This is a genomic window from Acetobacter tropicalis, assembly GCF_001580915.1.
Taxonomy (GTDB): domain Bacteria; phylum Pseudomonadota; class Alphaproteobacteria; order Acetobacterales; family Acetobacteraceae; genus Acetobacter; species Acetobacter tropicalis.
On the sequence record NZ_LHZQ01000191.1, the window covers coordinates 1 to 17,332 of the forward strand.

15 protein-coding genes and 2 tRNA genes are annotated in these 17,332 nt (G+C 57.0%); 8 read left to right on the forward strand and 9 right to left on the reverse strand.

Features of this window, described 5'->3' with window-relative positions; translation table 11 throughout:
* Window positions 1-239 precede the first annotated feature (239 nt).
* Both AD944_RS05855 and AD944_RS05860 read left to right on the forward strand, forming a co-directional pair.
* Window positions 240-1,136, forward strand: a complete 897-nt coding sequence (locus AD944_RS05855) for a delta(1)-pyrroline-2-carboxylate reductase family protein (RefSeq protein WP_045541273.1) — start codon at window positions 240-242, stop codon at window positions 1,134-1,136.
* Between the two features lie 168 nt (window positions 1,137-1,304).
* The gene (locus AD944_RS05860; protein WP_045541272.1) at window positions 1,305-1,913 is read left to right on the forward strand and encodes a GcrA family cell cycle regulator; all 609 of its coding nucleotides are present in this window, start codon (window positions 1,305-1,307) and stop codon (window positions 1,911-1,913) included.
* Between the two features lie 112 nt (window positions 1,914-2,025).
* On the opposite strand, the gene AD944_RS05865 is transcribed toward AD944_RS05860, so the two are convergent.
* Window positions 2,026-2,739, reverse strand: a complete 714-nt coding sequence (locus AD944_RS05865; RefSeq protein WP_227004943.1) for a bactofilin family protein — start codon at window positions 2,737-2,739, stop codon at window positions 2,026-2,028.
* 199 nt (window positions 2,740-2,938) lie between these two features.
* On the opposite strand from AD944_RS05865, the gene AD944_RS05870 reads away from it, so the two are divergent.
* Window positions 2,939-3,937, forward strand: a complete 999-nt coding sequence (locus AD944_RS05870; RefSeq protein ID WP_039903343.1) for an adenosine kinase — start codon at window positions 2,939-2,941, stop codon at window positions 3,935-3,937.
* A 382-nt stretch (window positions 3,938-4,319) separates the two neighbouring features.
* Here the strand turns inward: AD944_RS05870 and rnd are convergent, their stop codons facing one another.
* A complete protein-coding gene (gene rnd, locus AD944_RS05875; protein WP_045541280.1) occupies window positions 4,320-5,522 on the reverse strand; it encodes a ribonuclease D in 1,203 nt (400 codons plus the stop codon).
* Window positions 5,523-5,648: 126 nt separating this feature from the next.
* Between rnd and queF the strand changes: the two genes are divergently transcribed.
* Complete coding sequence (queF, locus tag AD944_RS05880; protein WP_006557420.1) at window positions 5,649-6,119, forward strand: preQ(1) synthase; 471 nt, start codon at window positions 5,649-5,651, stop codon at window positions 6,117-6,119.
* Between the two features lie 362 nt (window positions 6,120-6,481).
* On the opposite strand, the gene atpC is transcribed toward queF, so the two are convergent.
* The 6 genes from atpC to AD944_RS05910 form a co-directional block, all read right to left on the reverse strand.
* Window positions 6,482-6,895 (reverse strand): ATP synthase F1 subunit epsilon, encoded by a 414-nt coding sequence (atpC, locus tag AD944_RS05885; protein ID WP_006557419.1) that lies wholly within the window; start codon window positions 6,893-6,895, stop codon window positions 6,482-6,484.
* Between the two features lie 27 nt (window positions 6,896-6,922).
* Entirely contained in the window at window positions 6,923-8,395 is a 1,473-nt protein-coding gene (gene atpD, locus AD944_RS05890) for a F0F1 ATP synthase subunit beta (RefSeq protein WP_006557418.1), read from the reverse strand.
* 31 nt (window positions 8,396-8,426) lie between these two features.
* The gene (locus tag AD944_RS05895; protein WP_045541271.1) at window positions 8,427-9,323 is read right to left on the reverse strand and encodes a F0F1 ATP synthase subunit gamma; all 897 of its coding nucleotides are present in this window, start codon (window positions 9,321-9,323) and stop codon (window positions 8,427-8,429) included.
* A 16-nt stretch (window positions 9,324-9,339) separates the two neighbouring features.
* Window positions 9,340-10,872, reverse strand: a complete 1,533-nt coding sequence (gene atpA / locus AD944_RS05900; protein WP_045541270.1) for a F0F1 ATP synthase subunit alpha — start codon at window positions 10,870-10,872, stop codon at window positions 9,340-9,342.
* Window positions 10,872-11,456 (reverse strand): ATP synthase F1 subunit delta, encoded by a 585-nt coding sequence (gene atpH / locus AD944_RS05905; protein WP_006557415.1) that lies wholly within the window; start codon window positions 11,454-11,456, stop codon window positions 10,872-10,874. Before atpH ends, atpA begins: the two co-directional genes overlap by 1 nt.
* Window positions 11,457-11,970: 514 nt before the next feature.
* Window positions 11,971-12,044, reverse strand: a tRNA-Gly gene (locus AD944_RS05910).
* A gap of 222 nt (window positions 12,045-12,266) precedes the next feature.
* Here AD944_RS05910 and AD944_RS05915 point away from each other — a divergent pair.
* The 4 genes from AD944_RS05915 (at window position 12,267) to AD944_RS05930 (ending at window position 15,129) form a co-directional block, all read left to right on the forward strand.
* A tRNA-Trp gene (locus AD944_RS05915) sits at window positions 12,267-12,343 on the forward strand.
* A 121-nt stretch (window positions 12,344-12,464) separates the two neighbouring features.
* Window positions 12,465-12,659 (forward strand): preprotein translocase subunit SecE, encoded by a 195-nt coding sequence (gene secE / locus AD944_RS05920; protein WP_006557412.1) that lies wholly within the window; start codon window positions 12,465-12,467, stop codon window positions 12,657-12,659.
* Between the two features lie 9 nt (window positions 12,660-12,668).
* Window positions 12,669-13,199: a transcription termination/antitermination protein NusG gene (gene nusG / locus AD944_RS05925; RefSeq protein ID WP_006557411.1), complete on the forward strand. Its 531-nt coding sequence runs from the start codon at window positions 12,669-12,671 to the stop codon at window positions 13,197-13,199.
* A gap of 292 nt (window positions 13,200-13,491) precedes the next feature.
* Window positions 13,492-15,129 (forward strand): NAD-dependent malic enzyme, encoded by a 1,638-nt coding sequence (locus AD944_RS05930; RefSeq protein WP_039903341.1) that lies wholly within the window; start codon window positions 13,492-13,494, stop codon window positions 15,127-15,129.
* 159 nt (window positions 15,130-15,288) lie between these two features.
* On the opposite strand, the gene AD944_RS05935 is transcribed toward AD944_RS05930, so the two are convergent.
* The gene (locus AD944_RS05935) at window positions 15,289-17,310 is read right to left on the reverse strand and encodes a S9 family peptidase (RefSeq protein WP_236709101.1); all 2,022 of its coding nucleotides are present in this window, start codon (window positions 17,308-17,310) and stop codon (window positions 15,289-15,291) included.
* Window positions 17,311-17,332 lie beyond the last annotated feature (22 nt).

Consider the following 17,332-nt stretch of genomic DNA (forward strand, 5'->3'; position numbering starts at 1 on the left):
CTTACCCGCCTCAAACGCAACCGCCGCTCTTACATCCATGCTGCATCCTCCCTTTGATCTCCCCCCCTTTACCAAAGACAGGACAAAGCGTCATATCGCGCTGCCGTTATCAGCGCTCCATACGGTGGCAGAACCAGAAGCGAGTAGTTTACAAACGGACAGAATACCAGAGAATGCCACAGGAAGCCGGCTACCATGCTGTGTCCCTTGCCACATGGTTCTGACAGAAAGATTTCCGCATGAAGCATTATTCTGCTGCCCAAACGCGCGCCCTCCTGCCTTACTCCGCCTTGGTGGACGCTCTGGCCCGCACGGTTCAGGACTATGCCGAAGGGGCAATTCGCTGCCCTGAACGGCTGAGTATTCCTGCTCCCGAAGGCTCGGCGCTGTTAATGACCATGCCTACCGCCAGCAAGGATCTTCTGGTTACCAAAATACTCACCATCTGCCCGAACAACACTGGCACGGACCGCCCCACCATTCAGGGAGTTGTCACCTGTGCAGATGCCGCAACCGGCACGTTTCTGTTTGCACTGGACGGCCCTACGGTCACCATGCGGCGGACGTCTGCCATCAGTCTGTTGGGCATCAAGCTGCTGGCACGTGGACCGGTCAAACGGGTGTTGATGATTGGTACGGGCACTCAGGCCATTGCCCATGTTGAGGCATTGGCGGCGCTCTACCCCCATGCCTGCGTAACCGTGCGGGGCCGTTCCGTAGAACGGGCGGAAAAATTCTGCCAGCAGCACAGCACGCCCTCTTTCAGGCTTGCCCCGGAACAGGCTGATGAGGAACCGTTTGATGTTGTCCTGACGCTGACATCCAGCACCACTGTTCTCTATGACGCCCCAGCCGCGCCGCACTGTCTGGTCATAGGTGTGGGTGCTTACAAACCGGAGATGATTGAGGTTGGCCCCCAGATTGTACACAACAGCCTGCTCTATGTAGATGACCCTGTGGGTGCCCCAACCGAGGCTGGGGATCTGATTCAGGCTGGCATCAACTGGCAGAATGTCCGCCCTCTGGCTGCGGCGCTTACAGGCGAGGTTCCTGCAGGCCAACCGATCTTTTTCAAATCAGTCGGGTGTGCCGCATGGGATCTGGCAGCATGCCGCGTTGTGGCAACCCAGCAGTAAAAGGAGGCTCAAGCAGGAGAAAACCTTCTTTTTCAAGCGGATTCCGGCAGGCAAGCGCAAGATTATACGGCTTTGTCCTTGAGATACCCCTGCGCTCGCCCTAATATGCGCCGAATTGGAAGCAGGCTGCTTCCTTGTACGATGACAATGTAAAAAAGGTGCCTGTGAATGGAGTGGACCGAGGAAACAATCTCCCGGCTCAAAGAGCTCTGGGCGGAAGGTCTTTCAACGGCAGAAATAGGCCGTCGGCTCTCCATCACGAAAAACGCTGTGGTGGGCAAGGCGCACCGGCTGGGGCTCCCCCCCCGCCCGTCACCCATCCGGCGTGGTGTCAAGAAGCCGGAAGCTGAAAGCGTTGCCAAACCTGACGGAGCAACTGCTGCGGCCCCGGCTACGTCTCCCGCACCCACAACCAAGGTGGAGGCACCGGACACGGTTACGGAATCTACACAGGTTGTACCCAAACCCGCACCTGCAGCAACACCGGCTCCCACACCTGTGGCGGCAGCCCCTACGGCGGCTGTTCAGCCCAAAGTTGCCAAGGTTGAAAAACCGGCTCCTCGTGCGCCAACAAAACCCAAGCCGGTTCCACAGCGTATTTCAGACCCTGATCCACAAAAGCGGCGTGGACCGTCCTGCTGTTGGCCGATTGGCGATCCGGGAACACCGGGTTTCCATTTTTGTGGGGCTGTGCCGCTTCCGGGCAAACCTTACTGTGCTGAACACGCACAGATTGCATACGTTAAACTACGCGACCGGCGCGATAACGTCGCCTGATCTTTCGAGAGCCTCATGCTCCCTGGCGCTTCCCGCATGACACATGGGATAGCGCCCCCTCACCTACCGGATCAGCAATCAGGCAGGTGAGGGCGTGGTCTTTTCAGACCTCTCAGCTTTCTGCGCTGGCGCTCTTTTCTGGCGCGGAGACAGAAGGCTTGGATGCTGCATCATCGCTCAGCATTTCAAGCTGACCGGTAATCTGACCACCATCTTCCACTTTCAGGCGGCGGCAGGCGGCTTTGCCCAGCAGGCGGCCAGTTGCGCGCAGCGTCAGGCTGCCACGGGCTGTCAGAGATCCATCCACCGTACCGGCGATCTCCGCATTTTCCACTTCCACACCACCGCGGAACAGGCCACCAGGCATGACGCTCAGTTCCTTGGCGGTGATCATGCTGGATTCAACGGTGCCTTCAACCACCAGACGTTCAGCATCCTGCACAGTGCCCTGAACGCTGATGCCGCGACCAACCACAAGGGTTCTCTGTTCGGGCACGTCTTTTTTAGGCTGTACCTGCTGCGGCAGACCGCGGGCGGCAGCACCCGGAATGGGAGGCACGGAAGAACCGGGGGAAAGCGGGGAACCGGGAGGAAGTGGCGCACGACCCATAGGGGTCTCCTTTGCTGTATCAGGACGGGAAGCCGGAGCCGCACCGCTGCCGGAAGCAGGTGTGGGTGAACCGGCTGGAGAAGTGGGAGGAAAAATGGTACCAAACGCACTGGTCGGACGTGCCTTGTCAGACGAACTGGCATTCTGACCCGCGCCGGGTGCTGCTGGTTTGGTTTCTTCAGGTTTGCGTCTTCTGAACAAGAACACCCCCGCCATGCTGGCTGCCATTTTATGACAGCGGTTTTACTGATCGTGTAACTGCCCGCATCGATCCGTCTAGCTGGCATTCCAAATTGTTATACAGCCGACAGGCCGAGCGGCAAGCATCCCTTAAGGCTTCCTGTTGCCCTTTTTATGGCAGCGGGCTACCGAAAAAGCCGACTCATTCATTTTTTTCAGGAAAACACACACGCTCATGACCGTTTCTGAAACGAAATACGACATTCTGGGCATTGGCAATGCCATTACGGACATCCTTGCCAATGTTGAACCTTCCTTTCTGCAACAGCAAGGTCTGACACCGGGCAGCATGACGCTGATTGACGTGGACCGTGCAAATGCCCTGACAGCCACGCTGAAAACGGAACGTGTTATGGGCGGAGGCTCGGCTGCCAATACCTGTGTGGTCGCCGCACAGTTTGGCGCACGCGTTGCCTATCTGGGTAAAGTGGCACGGGACCAGGCGGGAGATACGTTTGCGCAGGATCTGCGTGAAAACGGCATTACATTTCCTTCCGCCCCGCTGGATGGCCATACTTACGAAAACCTGCCGACGGCACGCTGCATTGTGATGGTAACGCCTGATGGCCAGCGCACCATGGCAACCTACCTTGGCGCCTGCACTTACTTCACACCCGATGACGTGATTCAGGAAACCATTGCAGCCTCCAGCATTGTGTATCTTGAAGGGTATCTGTTTGATCCGCCCCATGCGCAGGAAGCCTTCCGCCGCGCAGCAACCCTCGCCCACCAGAATGGCCGTCAGGTTGCGCTCACTCTTTCCGATCCGTTCTGCGTTGGCCGCCACCGTCAAGCTTTTCTGGATCTGGTGCGCGGGCACATTGATATTCTCTTCGCCAACGAAGATGAAATCTGCGCGCTGTATGAAACGGAAGATTTTGATACAGCCGCCCGCCACACCGAGCAGGACACAACCTTCGCCGCCCTGACCCGCTCCGGCCTTGGCAGCGTGATCATTCATGACGGCCAGCGCACCAAAGTTGATCCTGTCCCCACCCAGGTGGTCGATACAACTGGCGCTGGTGATGCCTATGCAGCAGGCTTTCTGGCCGGGCTGACATCTGGGCGGACACTGCCCGAATGTGGCCGACTGGCATCCGTGGCCGCGTCTGAAATCATTTCACACGTTGGCGCGCGCCCGCTCTCCAACATCTGGCAGGAAATGGGATTCTAAAATCCTTTCCCTTTGGTTCTCAGAGACTGCTTTTGTGGACAGTCTCTGAGAACAGAGAACAGTTTCACGTCGCCAGAACCAGTTCCCCAAGAGACTTTCTGAAAAAATCAGAGAGCCTGTTCAACGTATCGACAGGTGACGGCTACTGAAAAATTTCAGACGCTGACAAGCGTGGGGCTTAACAGCGCGCTGCGTTGCCCTGAGAGACGAAAATCCAATACATTCAGTGACAAACGGGGTCACCAGTCCAACTGCTTAGACACCCTTTGTCGTGTGGCACGTAAGCAGGCCAGCCTGCCCACGGACGCCAACTGCAAAACCAATGTTGGGTCTTACCAAGCTGGCCTGACAGCACGGAAAGGCCGTTTAAGGCCGCTCTTTATTACTTCGCTGAAGACTCGCACGGAATAAGGTCTACTTTTCCCTTTTTCACGGCCAGAGCGATATCTCCATTGCGCAGGGCCAGAGCAGCATCGCCAAACACGCGCTTCCGCCAGCCTGACAGCAAAGGGTTGGGCACGGACGGATCAAGTGCCAGCGCTTCAAGATCATCCATGGATGCCACGAGTTTAGGCGCGACATCATGATCTTCACAGCAGGTAGTCAACAGCACTTTCAGCAAGGCCATAAGAGCAGCGGACGGACGCGGCGCATCCTTGCTTCGGCCTTTCGGCAGGCGGGGCAGTTCTGAATCAGGCAATGCCTGCGCTGCCTTTACGGCGTCCAATAGTCCCTGACCGGTTCGGCCTTCAGCCAACCCACGCGAGATACCCCTGACACGCGCCAGAGCGTCCACCGTAGCAGGTGCGGTTGCCGCAATTTCCAGCAGACTTTCATCTTTCAGCAAACGCTGACGTGGTACGTTTACGCGTTGGGCTTCCCGCTCACGAAGCGCCGCCACGGCCCGGAGAATACCAAGCATCCGCCGGTTACCAGTACGGGCACGCAGCCGTTCCCACTGTTTTTCAGGGTCAGCGCGAAATGTCGCAGGGTCAGCCAGTTCCGCCATTTCGGCAGAAACCCATTCCAGCCGCTTTTCCTGCTCCAGCTTTTTCACCAGCCGCTCGTAAACAAGCCGCAGCCACGTGACATCACCGGCTGCGTACGTCAACTGCGCGGGCGTTAGGGGCCTGACGGACCAGTCCGTAAACCGGTGACTTTTATCAATGGCGTGGCCTGTCAGGGAGCCTACAAGGCTGTCATACCCCACCTGATCTCCATAACCTGCCACCATGGCAGCCACCTGTGTATCAAACACAGGCGTTGGCAAGGCATCAAACAGATACAGGAAAATCTCCAGATCCTGCCGTGCAGCATGAAAAACCTTCAGCACACTTTCATCTGCCAGCAGATCAGCCAGCGGCGCGAGATCAAGCCCTTCCGCCAACGTATCAATCAGGACAACATCATTGGCGCCGCCAATCTGAACCAGACATAATTCCGGCCAATATGTGCGTTCCCGCATGAACTCGGTATCAATGGTCAGAAACCGCTCTTCCCGTAAACGGATGAGTGAGTCTGCCAGATCCTGTGTTGTGGAAACAAGGCGGGGCTGTGGGAAGGAGGGAGCTGAAGATTTGGCCATAAGACCTTCATACACAACCTGAGAAGAAAAAGAAGCAGACCCACGGCTGCCATGCCTGAAAAGCTTGACGAAACGGCTTACAGCTTCGACATCCAGAGCTATCTGAGACACAAGGAAGAGTTCATCATGACCCGCCCAGACGACGGCAGCGCCGCCCTCACCCAGTTGGGACGCCACACTCCTGCCCCCACCAGCCCGGAAGAGGCTGTGCTGGAACGTGTGCCTGCCCCTTACCCTGACAAACGCTACCTGGTGCGCTTTACCGCACCGGAATTCACGTCCCTCTGCCCCGTGACGGGCCAGCCTGATTTTGCGCATCTGGTCATTGATTATGTGCCAGATCAGTGGATTGTGGAGAGCAAATCCCTCAAGCTGTTTCTGACCAGCTTCCGAAACCACGGCGCGTTTCACGAAGCCTGCTCTGTGCAGATTGCGACAACACTGGTTGATCTGCTCTCGCCCGTCTGGTTGCGCATTGGGGCCTATTGGTACCCCCGTGGTGGTATTCCCATTGATGTCTTCTGGCAGACAGGCGCCCCCCCGGCAGATGTCTGGATTCCCTCACAGGATGTTCCCACATATCGCGGCCGCGGCTAGATCTGCCCACAGAAGACAATCTGAAATATCCGCAAAGGAAGGACCTGAAAAAAGAAAGGCCGTGGAGAAGTTTTATCGCTGAAAGGCACATTTGTGTGCTCGATACCGGTAGTATCTCAGCGATATGCTAACACCTTCAGGTGCAAGCCTAGCAAGATCGGCCTGCTTTTGAGCCTCTGTACACCCCTTCTAAAAGAGGCTCACAAAAAGATATCGCGGAAAATCCTTTTGTGAGGCTGGGCGGAGCAGCGGGAACAGCTCCCTCATTTTGCTCTCTGGTAGAAAAGTCTGCGCATAAAAAAAGCCACCTGATAACAGGTGGCTTTTTGTTTGGACTTCAACAGCCCCTACTGACCAACATATCAGGCCGAGTGGGAAGAGCCTGCTTCAATTTCAGCACGGACCGCCAGGATTTTATCCTGAAGCACGTCCAGCCGGGACATATCACTCTTGTCCGCTTTGTCCCATGCTTCCGTCAGAGCTTCCAACTGGGCAGTTGCGTTATCAATAGAGATTGCGCTTACCGGCTCAGCTTTGTCTGCCAGAATGGTGCAGCGGGTTGCTGTCATGTCAGCAAAGCCACCGCCTACAAAAAAGCGGTCTGTCACCGTATCATTTTCATACAGTGACACAACACCACCACGGAGCAGAAGCATCATAGGGGCATGATCGGGCATGGCGGCAATATCGCCTTCCGCACCCGGCATTACCACCATATCTACTTCACGCGACACCAGAACCTTTTCAGGGCTGATAATCTCGACCTGGATCGGCATGGATGTGCTCCTTCCCGAAATCGGCTATCAGGCCGATTCTCTCAGTTTTTCTGCCTTGGCAACGGCTTCTTCAATGGTGCCAACCATGTAGAAAGCAGCTTCCGGCAGGTCATCATATTCACCGGCACAGATGGCTTTGAAGGAACGAACCGTGTCAGCCACAGAAACCAGCTTGCCCGGTGCGCCTGTGAACACTTCAGCCACGTGGAACGGCTGAGACAGGAAGCGCTGGATGCGGCGAGCACGCGCCACGATCAGCTTATCGTCTTCAGACAGTTCATCCATACCAAGGATGGCGATGATATCCTGCAAGGACTTGTAGGTCTGCAGAATACGCTGCACTTCACGCGCCACGTTGTAGTGCTCTTCACCCACAATGGCGGGGTCCAGAGAACGGGACGTGGAATCCAGCGGATCAACAGCCGGGTAGATGCCCATTTCAGCGATGGAACGGTTCAGCACCGTTGTTGCATCCAAGTGGGCAAAGGTTGCTGCGGGAGCCGGATCGGTCAAGTCATCAGCAGGGACATACACGGCCTGAACGGACGTAATGGAGCCCTTTTTGGTGGACGTAATACGTTCCTGCAGCGCACCCATTTCCGTGGCCAGCGTGGGCTGATACCCCACTGCAGACGGAATACGGCCCAGCAGAGCGGACACTTCAGAGCCAGCCTGCGTAAAGCGGAAAATGTTATCCACGAAGAAGAGAACGTCCTGGTTTTCTTCGTCACGGAAATATTCAGCCAGCGTCAGACCCGTCAGCGCCACGCGAGCACGTGCACCCGGCGGTTCGTTCATCTGACCGAACACCAGCGCCACTTTGGAGCCATCGGTTGCGTTGTCTTCACCCAGCTTGATAACGCCAGCGTCCTGCATTTCGTAATACAGGTCGTTCCCTTCACGGGTACGTTCACCAACACCAGCAAACACGGACACACCACCGTGCGCCTTGGCGATATTGTTGATCAGTTCCTGAATGATAACGGTCTTGCCTACACCGGCACCGCCGAACAGACCAACCTTACCACCTTTCAGATACGGGCAGAGCAGATCAACCACCTTGATCCCGGTCATCAGGATTTCAGAGGCAGCAGCCTGTTCTTCAAAAGACGGGGCGTCACGATGGATGGGCGCGCGCCGAGCCGTTTTGATCGGGCCCTTTTCATCAATCGGGTCACCGGTGACGTTCAGGATACGCCCAAGCGTTTCCGGGCCAACCGGCACGGAGATCTGAGAGCCGGTGTCCAGCACTTCGGCACCACGCACCAAGCCATCGGTGGTGTCCATGGCAATGCAGCGCACTTCGTGCTCGCCAATTTCCTGGGCCACTTCAAGCACCAGTGTCTGATCACCCAGCTTTACGTGAAGGGCGTTGAGGATTTTCGGCAGTTCACCTTCGAACTGCACATCAACAACCGGCCCTTTGATCTCGGTAATGCGGCCAACAGCATTGGTCTTCGTGGCCGCAGGGGCCTGGGTCTGGGTTGTGGTATCCGACATGGGTCAGCTCCTGCGGGGCAAACGAGCGGGCTCAGACAGCCTGTGCGCCCGAGATGATTTCGATCAGTTCGTTAGTAATGTTTGTCTGGCGGGTCCGGTTATAGACTTTGCTCAGACTGTCAATGGACCGGCCTGCATTCCGCGTAGCGTTGTCCATGGCCGTCATACGGGCTCCGTTCTCGCCTGCCGCTGTTTCCAGCAGCGATGCGTAGATCTGAACCTGCAGATTTTTCGGAAGCAGCATTGCCAGAAGCGTTGCTTCATCCGGTTCAAATTCGTACTGGGCCACGTCACCTGCAGCTTCCGGAGCAGTTGCTGCGGTTGCGGCATCGTCCATCACCAGCGGCACAAGCTGCTGGCAGGCGGGAACCTGCGTCATGGCGTTGCGGAACTTGTTATAAACAAGCGTGCAGACATCAATCTCGCCAGATTCCAGCAGCGCGTTGATCTTGTTTCCAAGATCACTTGCCGCTGAGAACGGCACGTCCTTCCCGCTGACACCGCTGACCTTATCAATGATGAGATCACTGTATTCGCGAGAGAAATAGTTCTGGGCACGGCGGCCAACAGGTAGCAGCTTGACGGTTTTGCCTTCAGACTGAAGCCTGCGGATGGTCTGCTGTGTCAGGCGATGTACGTTGGCGTTAAAGCCACCGCACAGCCCACGATCACTGGTGATCGGAATAAGCAGATGGATCTGATCACGCCCTGTTCCGGCCAGAAGACGTGGACCGCCTTCTTCCCCCTTCGCAGCGCCTGCCAGTTCGGCCAGCATGCGGCGCATGGCCGCTGCATACGGACGGGCAGCTTCAGCACTAGCCTGAGCGCGGCGCAGTTTTGCGGCCGCGACCATTTTCATCGCGCTGGTGATCTTCCGTGTCGACTTGATACTTCCGATCCGGGCGCGGAGTTCCTTGAGGGAAGCCATGAATGCTCCTGCTCCCTCAGCCGAAATTACGGTTGAAGGTGGTCAGATATTCCGTCAGACGCGCTTCGGTATCCTTGGTCAACTGGCGATCCTTGCCAATAGCCTCAAGAATATCCTTGCCAGCATTCTGCAGGTCACCCAGCAGAGCGCGTTCCCACGCCACAACCTTATCAACGGCGATACCGTCAATAAAGCCACGGGTTCCGGCATACAGCACCACAACCTGCTCTTCCACCGTAAGGGGAGAAGACTGCGGCTGCTTCAGCAGTTCCACCAGACGGGCACCACGTGCCAGCTGCTTCTGGGTAGCCGGATCAAGATCTGACGCGAACTGAGAGAACGCTGCCATTTCACGATACTGGGCCAGTTCCAGTTTGATCTTGCCTGCAACCTGCTTCATGGCCTTGATCTGCGCGGCGGAGCCAACGCGGGACACAGAGCCACCAACGTTTACGGCCGGGCGAATACCACGGTAGAACAGATCGGTTTCCAGGAAGATCTGACCATCGGTGATGGAAATCACGTTGGTCGGGATGTAAGCGGAAACGTCACCGGCCTGGGTTTCAATCACCGGCAGAGCGGTAAGAGAACCACCACCGTGGGCGTCGGACATCTTTGCAGCGCGTTCCAGCAGACGAGAGTGCAGGTAGAACACGTCACCCGGATAAGCTTCACGGCCCGGCGGACGACGCAGCAGCAGGGACATCTGTCGGTAAGCCACAGCCTGCTTGGACAGATCATCGTAGCAGATCAGGGCGTGCATGCCGTTGTCACGGAAATATTCGCCCATGGCGCAGGCAGAATACGGCGCCAGATACTGGAGCGGAGCCGGATCAGACGCCGTAGCAGCCACAACGATGGAGTACTGCAGCGCACCCTTTTCTTCCAGCAAACGCACAAGCTGCGCCACTGTGGAACGCTTCTGACCAACCGCCACGTAAATGCAGTAAAGGGACTTCTTGTCGTCGCCTTCGTCATTGACGGTCTTCTGCGCCAGGATGGTGTCGGTCAGAATGGTTGTTTTACCAGTCTGACGGTCACCAATCACCAGTTCACGCTGGCCACGGCCAACGGGCACCAGTGCGTCAATGGCCTTAATGCCGGTCTGCATCGGTTCGCTAACAGACTGACGCGGCATGATGCCGGGAGCCTTGACTTCAGCGCGACGCATTTCAACGTTGGACAGCGGACCCTTGCCGTCGATCGGATTACCCAGACCGTCCACAACGCGGCCCAGCAGGCCTTTGCCGGTGGGCACTTCGACCACCACACCGGAACGGCTGACGGTGTCGCCTTCACGGATGTTGGTGTCATCCCCGAAAATCACGATACCAACGTTATCGCTTTCGAGGTTCAGTGCCATGCCTTTCTGGCCAGCGGACGGGAACTCAACGAGCTCACCCGCCATGACATTCTGCAGGCCGAACACACGGGCAATACCATCCCCTACGGACAGGACAGTGCCGGTTTCGACAACATCGGATTCCTTGTCGAACGAAGCAATCTGCTGCTTGAGGATATCCGAAATCTCTGCGGGACGGATTTCCATCACGCGGCTCCCTTCATGGCGTAATGCAAACGAAACAGGCGGGTCTGAAGACTGGCGTCATAAAGTTTAGCCCCCACACGCACGACGAGACCGCCGAGGAGGGAAGCGTCGACACGCTCACGGATTGTAACGCGGGAATAACCAGCCTCTGCCAGGCGAACCTGAAGCTGGGCGCGCTGCGGTGTGGAAAGGGGCTGGGCGCTTACCACCTCGGCCACCACTTCACCACGGCGCGACGCCGCCAGCGCATCCAGCGAGGCCAGAATGCGCCGCAGCACAGGCAGGCGGCGGTTATCAGCCACAACGCCAACAAAATTTCTGATGATCTGGCTGAATCCCTGCGCTTCAAGAGCTGCCAGAACAGCTTTGCGCGATACGAGGATATCCAGCCGTGTGTCAGCCAGAACAGTGCGCAGCGGCGCGCTTTCATCAATCAGGCGGGCAAGAGCCGCCCCTTCATCAAGCACTGCGTCAAGCTGCTGCTGATCTGCTGCGAGTTCATAAAGCGCAGTTGCATAACGGCCTTCAAGACCGTTGGCAGCAAAAGCAACCGGTTGTGCTGTCGTTACGCCCGAGGCCACCACTTTTTAGGCTCTTTCCTTCTGTGCGCGCCGGCATTCCACGTCATGACTCCGCCTCTGGTCCGTCAGGAACCACAAGCATGCGTCGGCGCGGCCTCTAGCATGCTGAAACACACCACGCAACTGGCAGCTTAACTCTAATTTTAAGATCGGGGCCGTTTTCTGGCTCCCAAGGGAGGAAAAACGAATCCTCTCATCGCAAAGCCCGAGAAAAAAGCGGAATGAGCGATGAAGAAATATGGCGCACGTTTTGAGGCACGGAGACCCTATCCTTATACCGCACACATCTGGCGTCAGAGCCGGCCCACTCTTTCTAGAAAATAAACGACGCTCCCCGAATCCAAAAAACGGCACACCGGAAGGAGCACAAAAACAGCGTGACGTTAGAATTTCATATTTTTGAAAAAAATTTCTGCCCCATATCGCCCACTGGCGAGACACAAGAAAACTGTTCCATTCTCATGCCGCTTTTAGGAGCGGCTGAAATGACAGTTTTTATAACATGTAGGGGAAAGCTTGGAGCGGACAGAGGGAATCGAACCCTCCTCGGTAGCTTGGAAGGCTACTGCATTACCACTATGCTATGCCCGCACTCCGTGGCGATGCTTTTACGCTAAAATCCGTCTGTCCTGCAAGCCCCCGTTCATGCGGTTTTTTGTGCCTGATCTGCACCATCTTGCAGGTTATCGTCTTCTGCCTCTTGACTTTATCCTCACAACATATTTTGTTCCGCCTCCTGCAAGGGCCGCGCACGGCTGGTCAGGCTGACGGGTTTCCGTTATGCTCGGCCTGTAGTGACGGCAGTCGCATTGCAGGGGTGTAGCTCAATTGGCTAGAGCGCCGGTCTCCAAAACCGGAGGTTGTGGGTTCGAGACCCTCCACCCCTGCCAGTTTATGCTGGCTGGAAAAGTTTGCTGCGCATGCGGCGTTTCCTGACAGAATTGAAGAGTTTTTCAGGCTGCACTGTCTGTCCGCATTGCGTCGGGCCAGTCAGCGGAGAGAGGATGGTTCGTGTCGGTCAGTCCCGGTAAGTTTCTGCGTGATGTGCGTGCCGAGGCCGAACGGGTTACATGGCCCACACGCCGCGCCACTCTCATTACAACAGGTGCCGTTCTTGCCATGGCAGGCATGGCATCGGTGTTCTTTTTCGTCGTTGACCAGTTGATTGGTCTTGGCGTGCGTCAATTGTTCGGACTGGGAGGCTGAGGAAACGACATGGCCAAACGTTGGTACGTGGTCCACGTCTATTCGGGCTTCGAAAAGAAAATTGCGCAGCATATTCGCGAACAGGCTGAGCAGAAGGGTCTGGCAGACCACATTGACGAGATTCTGGTTCCTTCAGAAGAAGTCATTGAAGTGCGCCGCGGCCAGAAAGTTAACGCTGAACGCAAGTTTTTCCCCGGCTATGTGCTGGTGAAAATGGAAATGACGGACGAATCCTGGCATCTGGTCAAGGATACGCCCAAGGTTACGGGGTTTCTGGGCACCAGAAACCGGCCGACCCCCATTTCCGCAGCAGAAGCTGAACGGATTATCAAGCAGACGCAGGAAGGCATTCAGCATCCGCGTTCGGCTGTTACGTTCGAAGTTGGTGAACAGATTCGCGTGGCGGATGGTCCGTTTACCTCCTTCAATGGCGTGATTGAAGAAATTGACGAAGAAAAGGGTCGCCTGAAAGTCAGCGTCTCCATCTTCGGGCGGTCTACGCCGGTTGATCTGGAATATAATCAGGTTGAAAAGCTCTGATTTGGTATTGTTCCAGTTTCTGGATTTCCTGAAAAAGTGGCCCTTGTGGCCACTTTTTTTGTTTTCGGTCCTCCCTTTCTGCCAGCAGGCCATCTGTGCCGCCAAGACTTTGCTGCCGGTGCCCGTTTTGAAAACCGATTTTACTGTTCCTGTAAAAGCATAGCTCTATCTTGAAAAACTCAACCGGCAGCTTTCAGATATTTGATACGTTTCCTGAGACAAAGCCGCTGCCCGTCACGCGCTTTTGAGCGCTATAAAGCGGGCCTTGTGTTCCATTTTTCAAAGGTCTTCCATGCCCAGCACCACACCGCCTCCTGCCCGGGGAATGTCCCTCCTCAATGACGCACGCCTTAACAAAGGCACGGCGTTTACAACGGAAGAACGCCGCCTTTATGGTCTGGAAGGTCTCCTGCCAACGCATGTGGAAAGTCTGGACAGGCAGGTGGAGCGGGTGCAGCGGCATCTGGATGCCAAGCCCAATGATCTGGAACGCTATATTTATCTGAGCGGCCTGCGTGACCAGAACGAAACCCTGTTCTTCCGCGTATTGATGTCCAACCCGGCCAAGTTTGTGCCGATTGTGTACGCTCCCACGCTGGCAACAGTGTGCAAGCAGTTCAGCCACATCTATCGGCGCCCACGTGGCATGTATATCAGCCTGGAAATGAAGGGCCGGATTGAAGAGGTGCTGCGCAACTGGCCGGTCACGGATGTACGCGCCATCTGCGTGACCACCGGCGGCCGCATTCTGGGGTTGGGCGATATCGGCGTAAACGGCATGGGTATCCCCATTGGCAAGCTGCATCTGTACACCGCCTGCGGTGCCGTGCCGCCTGATGTGCTGCTGCCCATTCAGCTTGATATTGGCACGACCAACACGGCGCTTCGCGCTGATCCGCTTTATCTGGGTCTGCGGCGTGAGCCGCCGTCTGAAGAGGTTCTGGACGAATTTGTGGAAGAATTCATTCAGGCGGTGCGCGCCGTGTTCCCGCGCTGCGTGATCCATTTTGAAGACTGGAAAGGCACGGACGCCATCCGGTATCTGGAAAAATATCAGGATCGGATTCGCTGCTATAATGATGACATTCAGGGCACGGCAGCCGTTACGCTGGCCGGGCTGATCACGGCCCTCAAGATCAAGGGCGAATCGCTGGCTGACCAACGCATCCTGTTCCTTGGCGCTGGCTCTTCAGGGCTGGGCACGGCAGATATGCTCGTCTCCGCCATGAAGCTGGAAGGTGTCTCGGAAGAAGATGCCATTTCCCGCATTACGCTGATGGACGTGAACGGATTGCTGGAAACATCCCGCACGGATCTTTCCCCGCAGCAGGCCCGCTACGCCAAGACCATGCCTGCATCGAAAGATCTGCTGGCGATGGTGAAAACCGTGAAGCCAACGGTTCTGGTTGGGGTTTCAACCGCAGGCGGCGCATTTACGCAGGACGTGGTGGAAGCCATGTCTGCCCTGAATGAACGCCCTGTGATCTTTGCCCTTTCCCTGCCGGGCACCAACGCGGAATGCACGGCCGAGCAGGCTTATACATGGTCCAACGGGCGCGCGCTTTTTGCGGCAGGTATCCAGTTCCCGGAAGTCACGCTGAACGACAAGACCTTCTACCCCGGCCAGGCCAACAATTTTTATATTTTCCCCGCGCTGGCGCTGGCAGTCTACGCAACCTGCCCGGACGTGATTACCAACGAAATGGTCATTGAAGCTGCCCGCGCTCTGGCGGATCAGGTCAGCCCCATTTCTCAGGAACGTGGACGGTTGTTCCCACCGCAGAGCGATATTCTGGAAGTGTCCATCACCTCCGCAGCCCGTATTGCGGAGTTCATTTTTGAAAAAGGGGCCGCCACGGTGGACCGCCCAACAGATATCCGGGCATGGATTGAAAGCCTGACCTATTCTCCGCGTTACGCGGAATTCTAAGGGCTTTCAGGCGTCACACCTCCATTGCCTGAGACACAAGAAAGGCCGATTCCCTGAAAGGGGAACCGGCCTTTTTCTTGCTTCAACGGAGTAACCCGCCCTCCGGCTCCAGATGAAGAGACAGCCGGTGATCACATTTAAGACAGGTCACCCCGCCGCTTAGCCCTGAGGCTGAAAACCAAACACCTGGCCATAAAACGCCAGCTCTTCCTCCCACGCCTTACGAATGGTGCTTTCCTGCCGAAAGCCGTGCCCCTCACCGGGGAATTCGTGCAAAATGCAGGGTGTGCCTGCCGCCTTCAGGGCATCGGCCATGGCGTATGCCTGAGCAGGGGGAACCACCTGATCTTCCGCCCCCTGCAACAGCAGAACGGGGGCCCGGATGCGCGCCGCCACGGAAAGAGGAGAGCGCGCCAGATAGACCGATTCGGCCTCTGGCCACGGTCCAATCAGTCCATCCAGATAGCGTGCTTCAAATTTATGGGTCTCCTGCGCCAGCGCCCGCAGATCTGTCACGCCATACAGGCTGACCCCGGCTGCAAAGAGAGATGAGGATGCCAACGCCACCAGCACCGTCATGCCGCCAGCACTGGAACCCCGGATAGCGATTCGGGCCGGATCAATCCGTCCGGTTTTGACCATATGCTGGCAGGCGGCAATGCAGTCCGCCACATCCACCACGCCCCAGGCCCCTTTCAGGCGCTCGCGCCACTGCCTGCCGAACCCTGTGGAGCCACCGTAGTTCACATCCAGCACGGCAAAGCCACGGGATGTCCACCACTGCACCTTGAAAGACAGTCCTTCCTGCGCGCGGGCGGTAGGACCACCATGCACCAGCACAATCATGGGGGGGCGCTCCCCTTCTGGTACACGGGCAGCACTGTTGGCTGGCGGATAGAAAAAGGCGTGGCCCAGTGGTTCGCCTCCTTCCTCAACCGGGAAACGAATTGTCTCGGGCCGGGAAATATCATCCGAAGAAAGGGTGAGAGCCGCAGAATGCTGAAGAACCTGCTGCACGCCGTTCTGCCCCGTGCCCACAACGACCGTTGGCAAGACGTCTGATGGTGCTTCAAGCCATGCAAAGTGGCCGTTGGCCAAAGGCACAGGGCATTGTTCAGGACGCGCGGCAAAGGGTGTCACCGTGCCCTCGCGGCTCACGCACAAACAGTGTGTAACCCCTTCCCGCACAGCTAGAACCAGGGTGCTCCCCTGCGGCAGAGGCTGATAACTGCGCTGGCCGAATACCCATGCGGGCTGACCGATTTCGCCCTCCGGCATAGGGAGCGGCGTCAATCCAGAAAGGGGTGCATCCGTCTGTTGCGCCGACTTGTGCAGTGACAGGATCGACTGCTCTACCTGCCAGATGGTCCAACTGCCTGACCGATCAGAAATAACCAGCAACCGCCCATCGTCTGCCCAGCGTGGCTCGAGAATCGATTCGGCCTGTGCCTCGCCGGCTAAAACACGCCGATCCTCAAGCGCCCGAATCTGTCCCTGCGCATCGCGCACAACACGGGCAAGACAGAGGCGCGTGGCATCCCACGGCATATTGGGGTGATCCCACTCGATCCACGCCAGAAACGCGCCATCAGGAGAAAGTGCCGGAGAAGAAAGAAAATCTGGCCCCGTATAAAGCACGGCCCCTTTCCCCACAGGATCGGAACCGACGGGAACAGCCACAAGAGCCGCCTTTGGCCCCCCTTGTATGCGATGATCTTCCCGCACGGCCAGCACCGTATGGCCTGCCTGATCAAATCGGAGGTCCGCATAACGTAGCCCCTCCCCCGGTGCCAGGCAGATGGGGGAGGCATCCTCGGTCAGCAGCCCCCATAAGCCACCTGTTCGTTTATCAGAGAAGACAACCTGCCCGTTCCGGACAGCATATGCCCCACCCCCATATTCATGCACCCGTGTTGCGACATCACACTCGGGCGGCAGCACCTCCTGACTTCCGGAGGCCTCACACCACCGCATGAGAACCGTGCGCCCCTTTTCCGAGGGCCGCCGCTCCAGCCAGTACACCACGGTCCCATCAACACTGACTTCAGAAAGCGTGCGTGTTTTCCCTGCCACCAGATCTACCGTGACACGGGAGGGCCAGGTGCCACAGGGCAATGGCTGCTTGCTGCTCTCCTTTTTAGCAACGCTGGAAACTTCGGCAGAGATAGGCGCATCAGGCATCAGGGACTCCTTGACCAGAAAA

Excerpts from the sequence above, each read along its gene's own strand:
- AD944_RS05855 (WP_045541273.1), top strand. The coding sequence starts at position 240 with ATGAAGCATTATTCTGCTGCCCAAACGCGCGCCCTCCTGCCTTACTCC.
- AD944_RS05860 (WP_045541272.1), top strand. The coding sequence starts at position 1,305 with ATGGAGTGGACCGAGGAAACAATCTCCCGGCTCAAAGAGCTCTGGGCG.
- AD944_RS05865 (WP_227004943.1), bottom strand. The coding sequence starts at position 2,739 with ATGGCGGGGGTGTTCTTGTTCAGAAGACGCAAACCTGAAGAAACCAAA.
- AD944_RS05870 (WP_039903343.1), top strand. The coding sequence starts at position 2,939 with ATGACCGTTTCTGAAACGAAATACGACATTCTGGGCATTGGCAATGCC.
- rnd (WP_045541280.1), bottom strand. The coding sequence starts at position 5,522 with ATGGCCAAATCTTCAGCTCCCTCCTTCCCACAGCCCCGCCTTGTTTCC.
- queF (WP_006557420.1), top strand. The coding sequence starts at position 5,649 with ATGACCCGCCCAGACGACGGCAGCGCCGCCCTCACCCAGTTGGGACGC.
- atpC (WP_006557419.1), bottom strand. The coding sequence starts at position 6,895 with ATGCCGATCCAGGTCGAGATTATCAGCCCTGAAAAGGTTCTGGTGTCG.
- atpD (WP_006557418.1), bottom strand. The coding sequence starts at position 8,395 with ATGTCGGATACCACAACCCAGACCCAGGCCCCTGCGGCCACGAAGACC.
- AD944_RS05895 (WP_045541271.1), bottom strand. The coding sequence starts at position 9,323 with ATGGCTTCCCTCAAGGAACTCCGCGCCCGGATCGGAAGTATCAAGTCG.
- atpA (WP_045541270.1), bottom strand. The coding sequence starts at position 10,872 with ATGGAAATCCGTCCCGCAGAGATTTCGGATATCCTCAAGCAGCAGATT.
- nusG (WP_006557411.1), top strand. The coding sequence starts at position 12,669 with ATGGCCAAACGTTGGTACGTGGTCCACGTCTATTCGGGCTTCGAAAAG.
- AD944_RS05930 (WP_039903341.1), top strand. The coding sequence starts at position 13,492 with ATGCCCAGCACCACACCGCCTCCTGCCCGGGGAATGTCCCTCCTCAAT.
- AD944_RS05935 (WP_236709101.1), bottom strand. The coding sequence starts at position 17,310 with ATGCCTGATGCGCCTATCTCTGCCGAAGTTTCCAGCGTTGCTAAAAAG.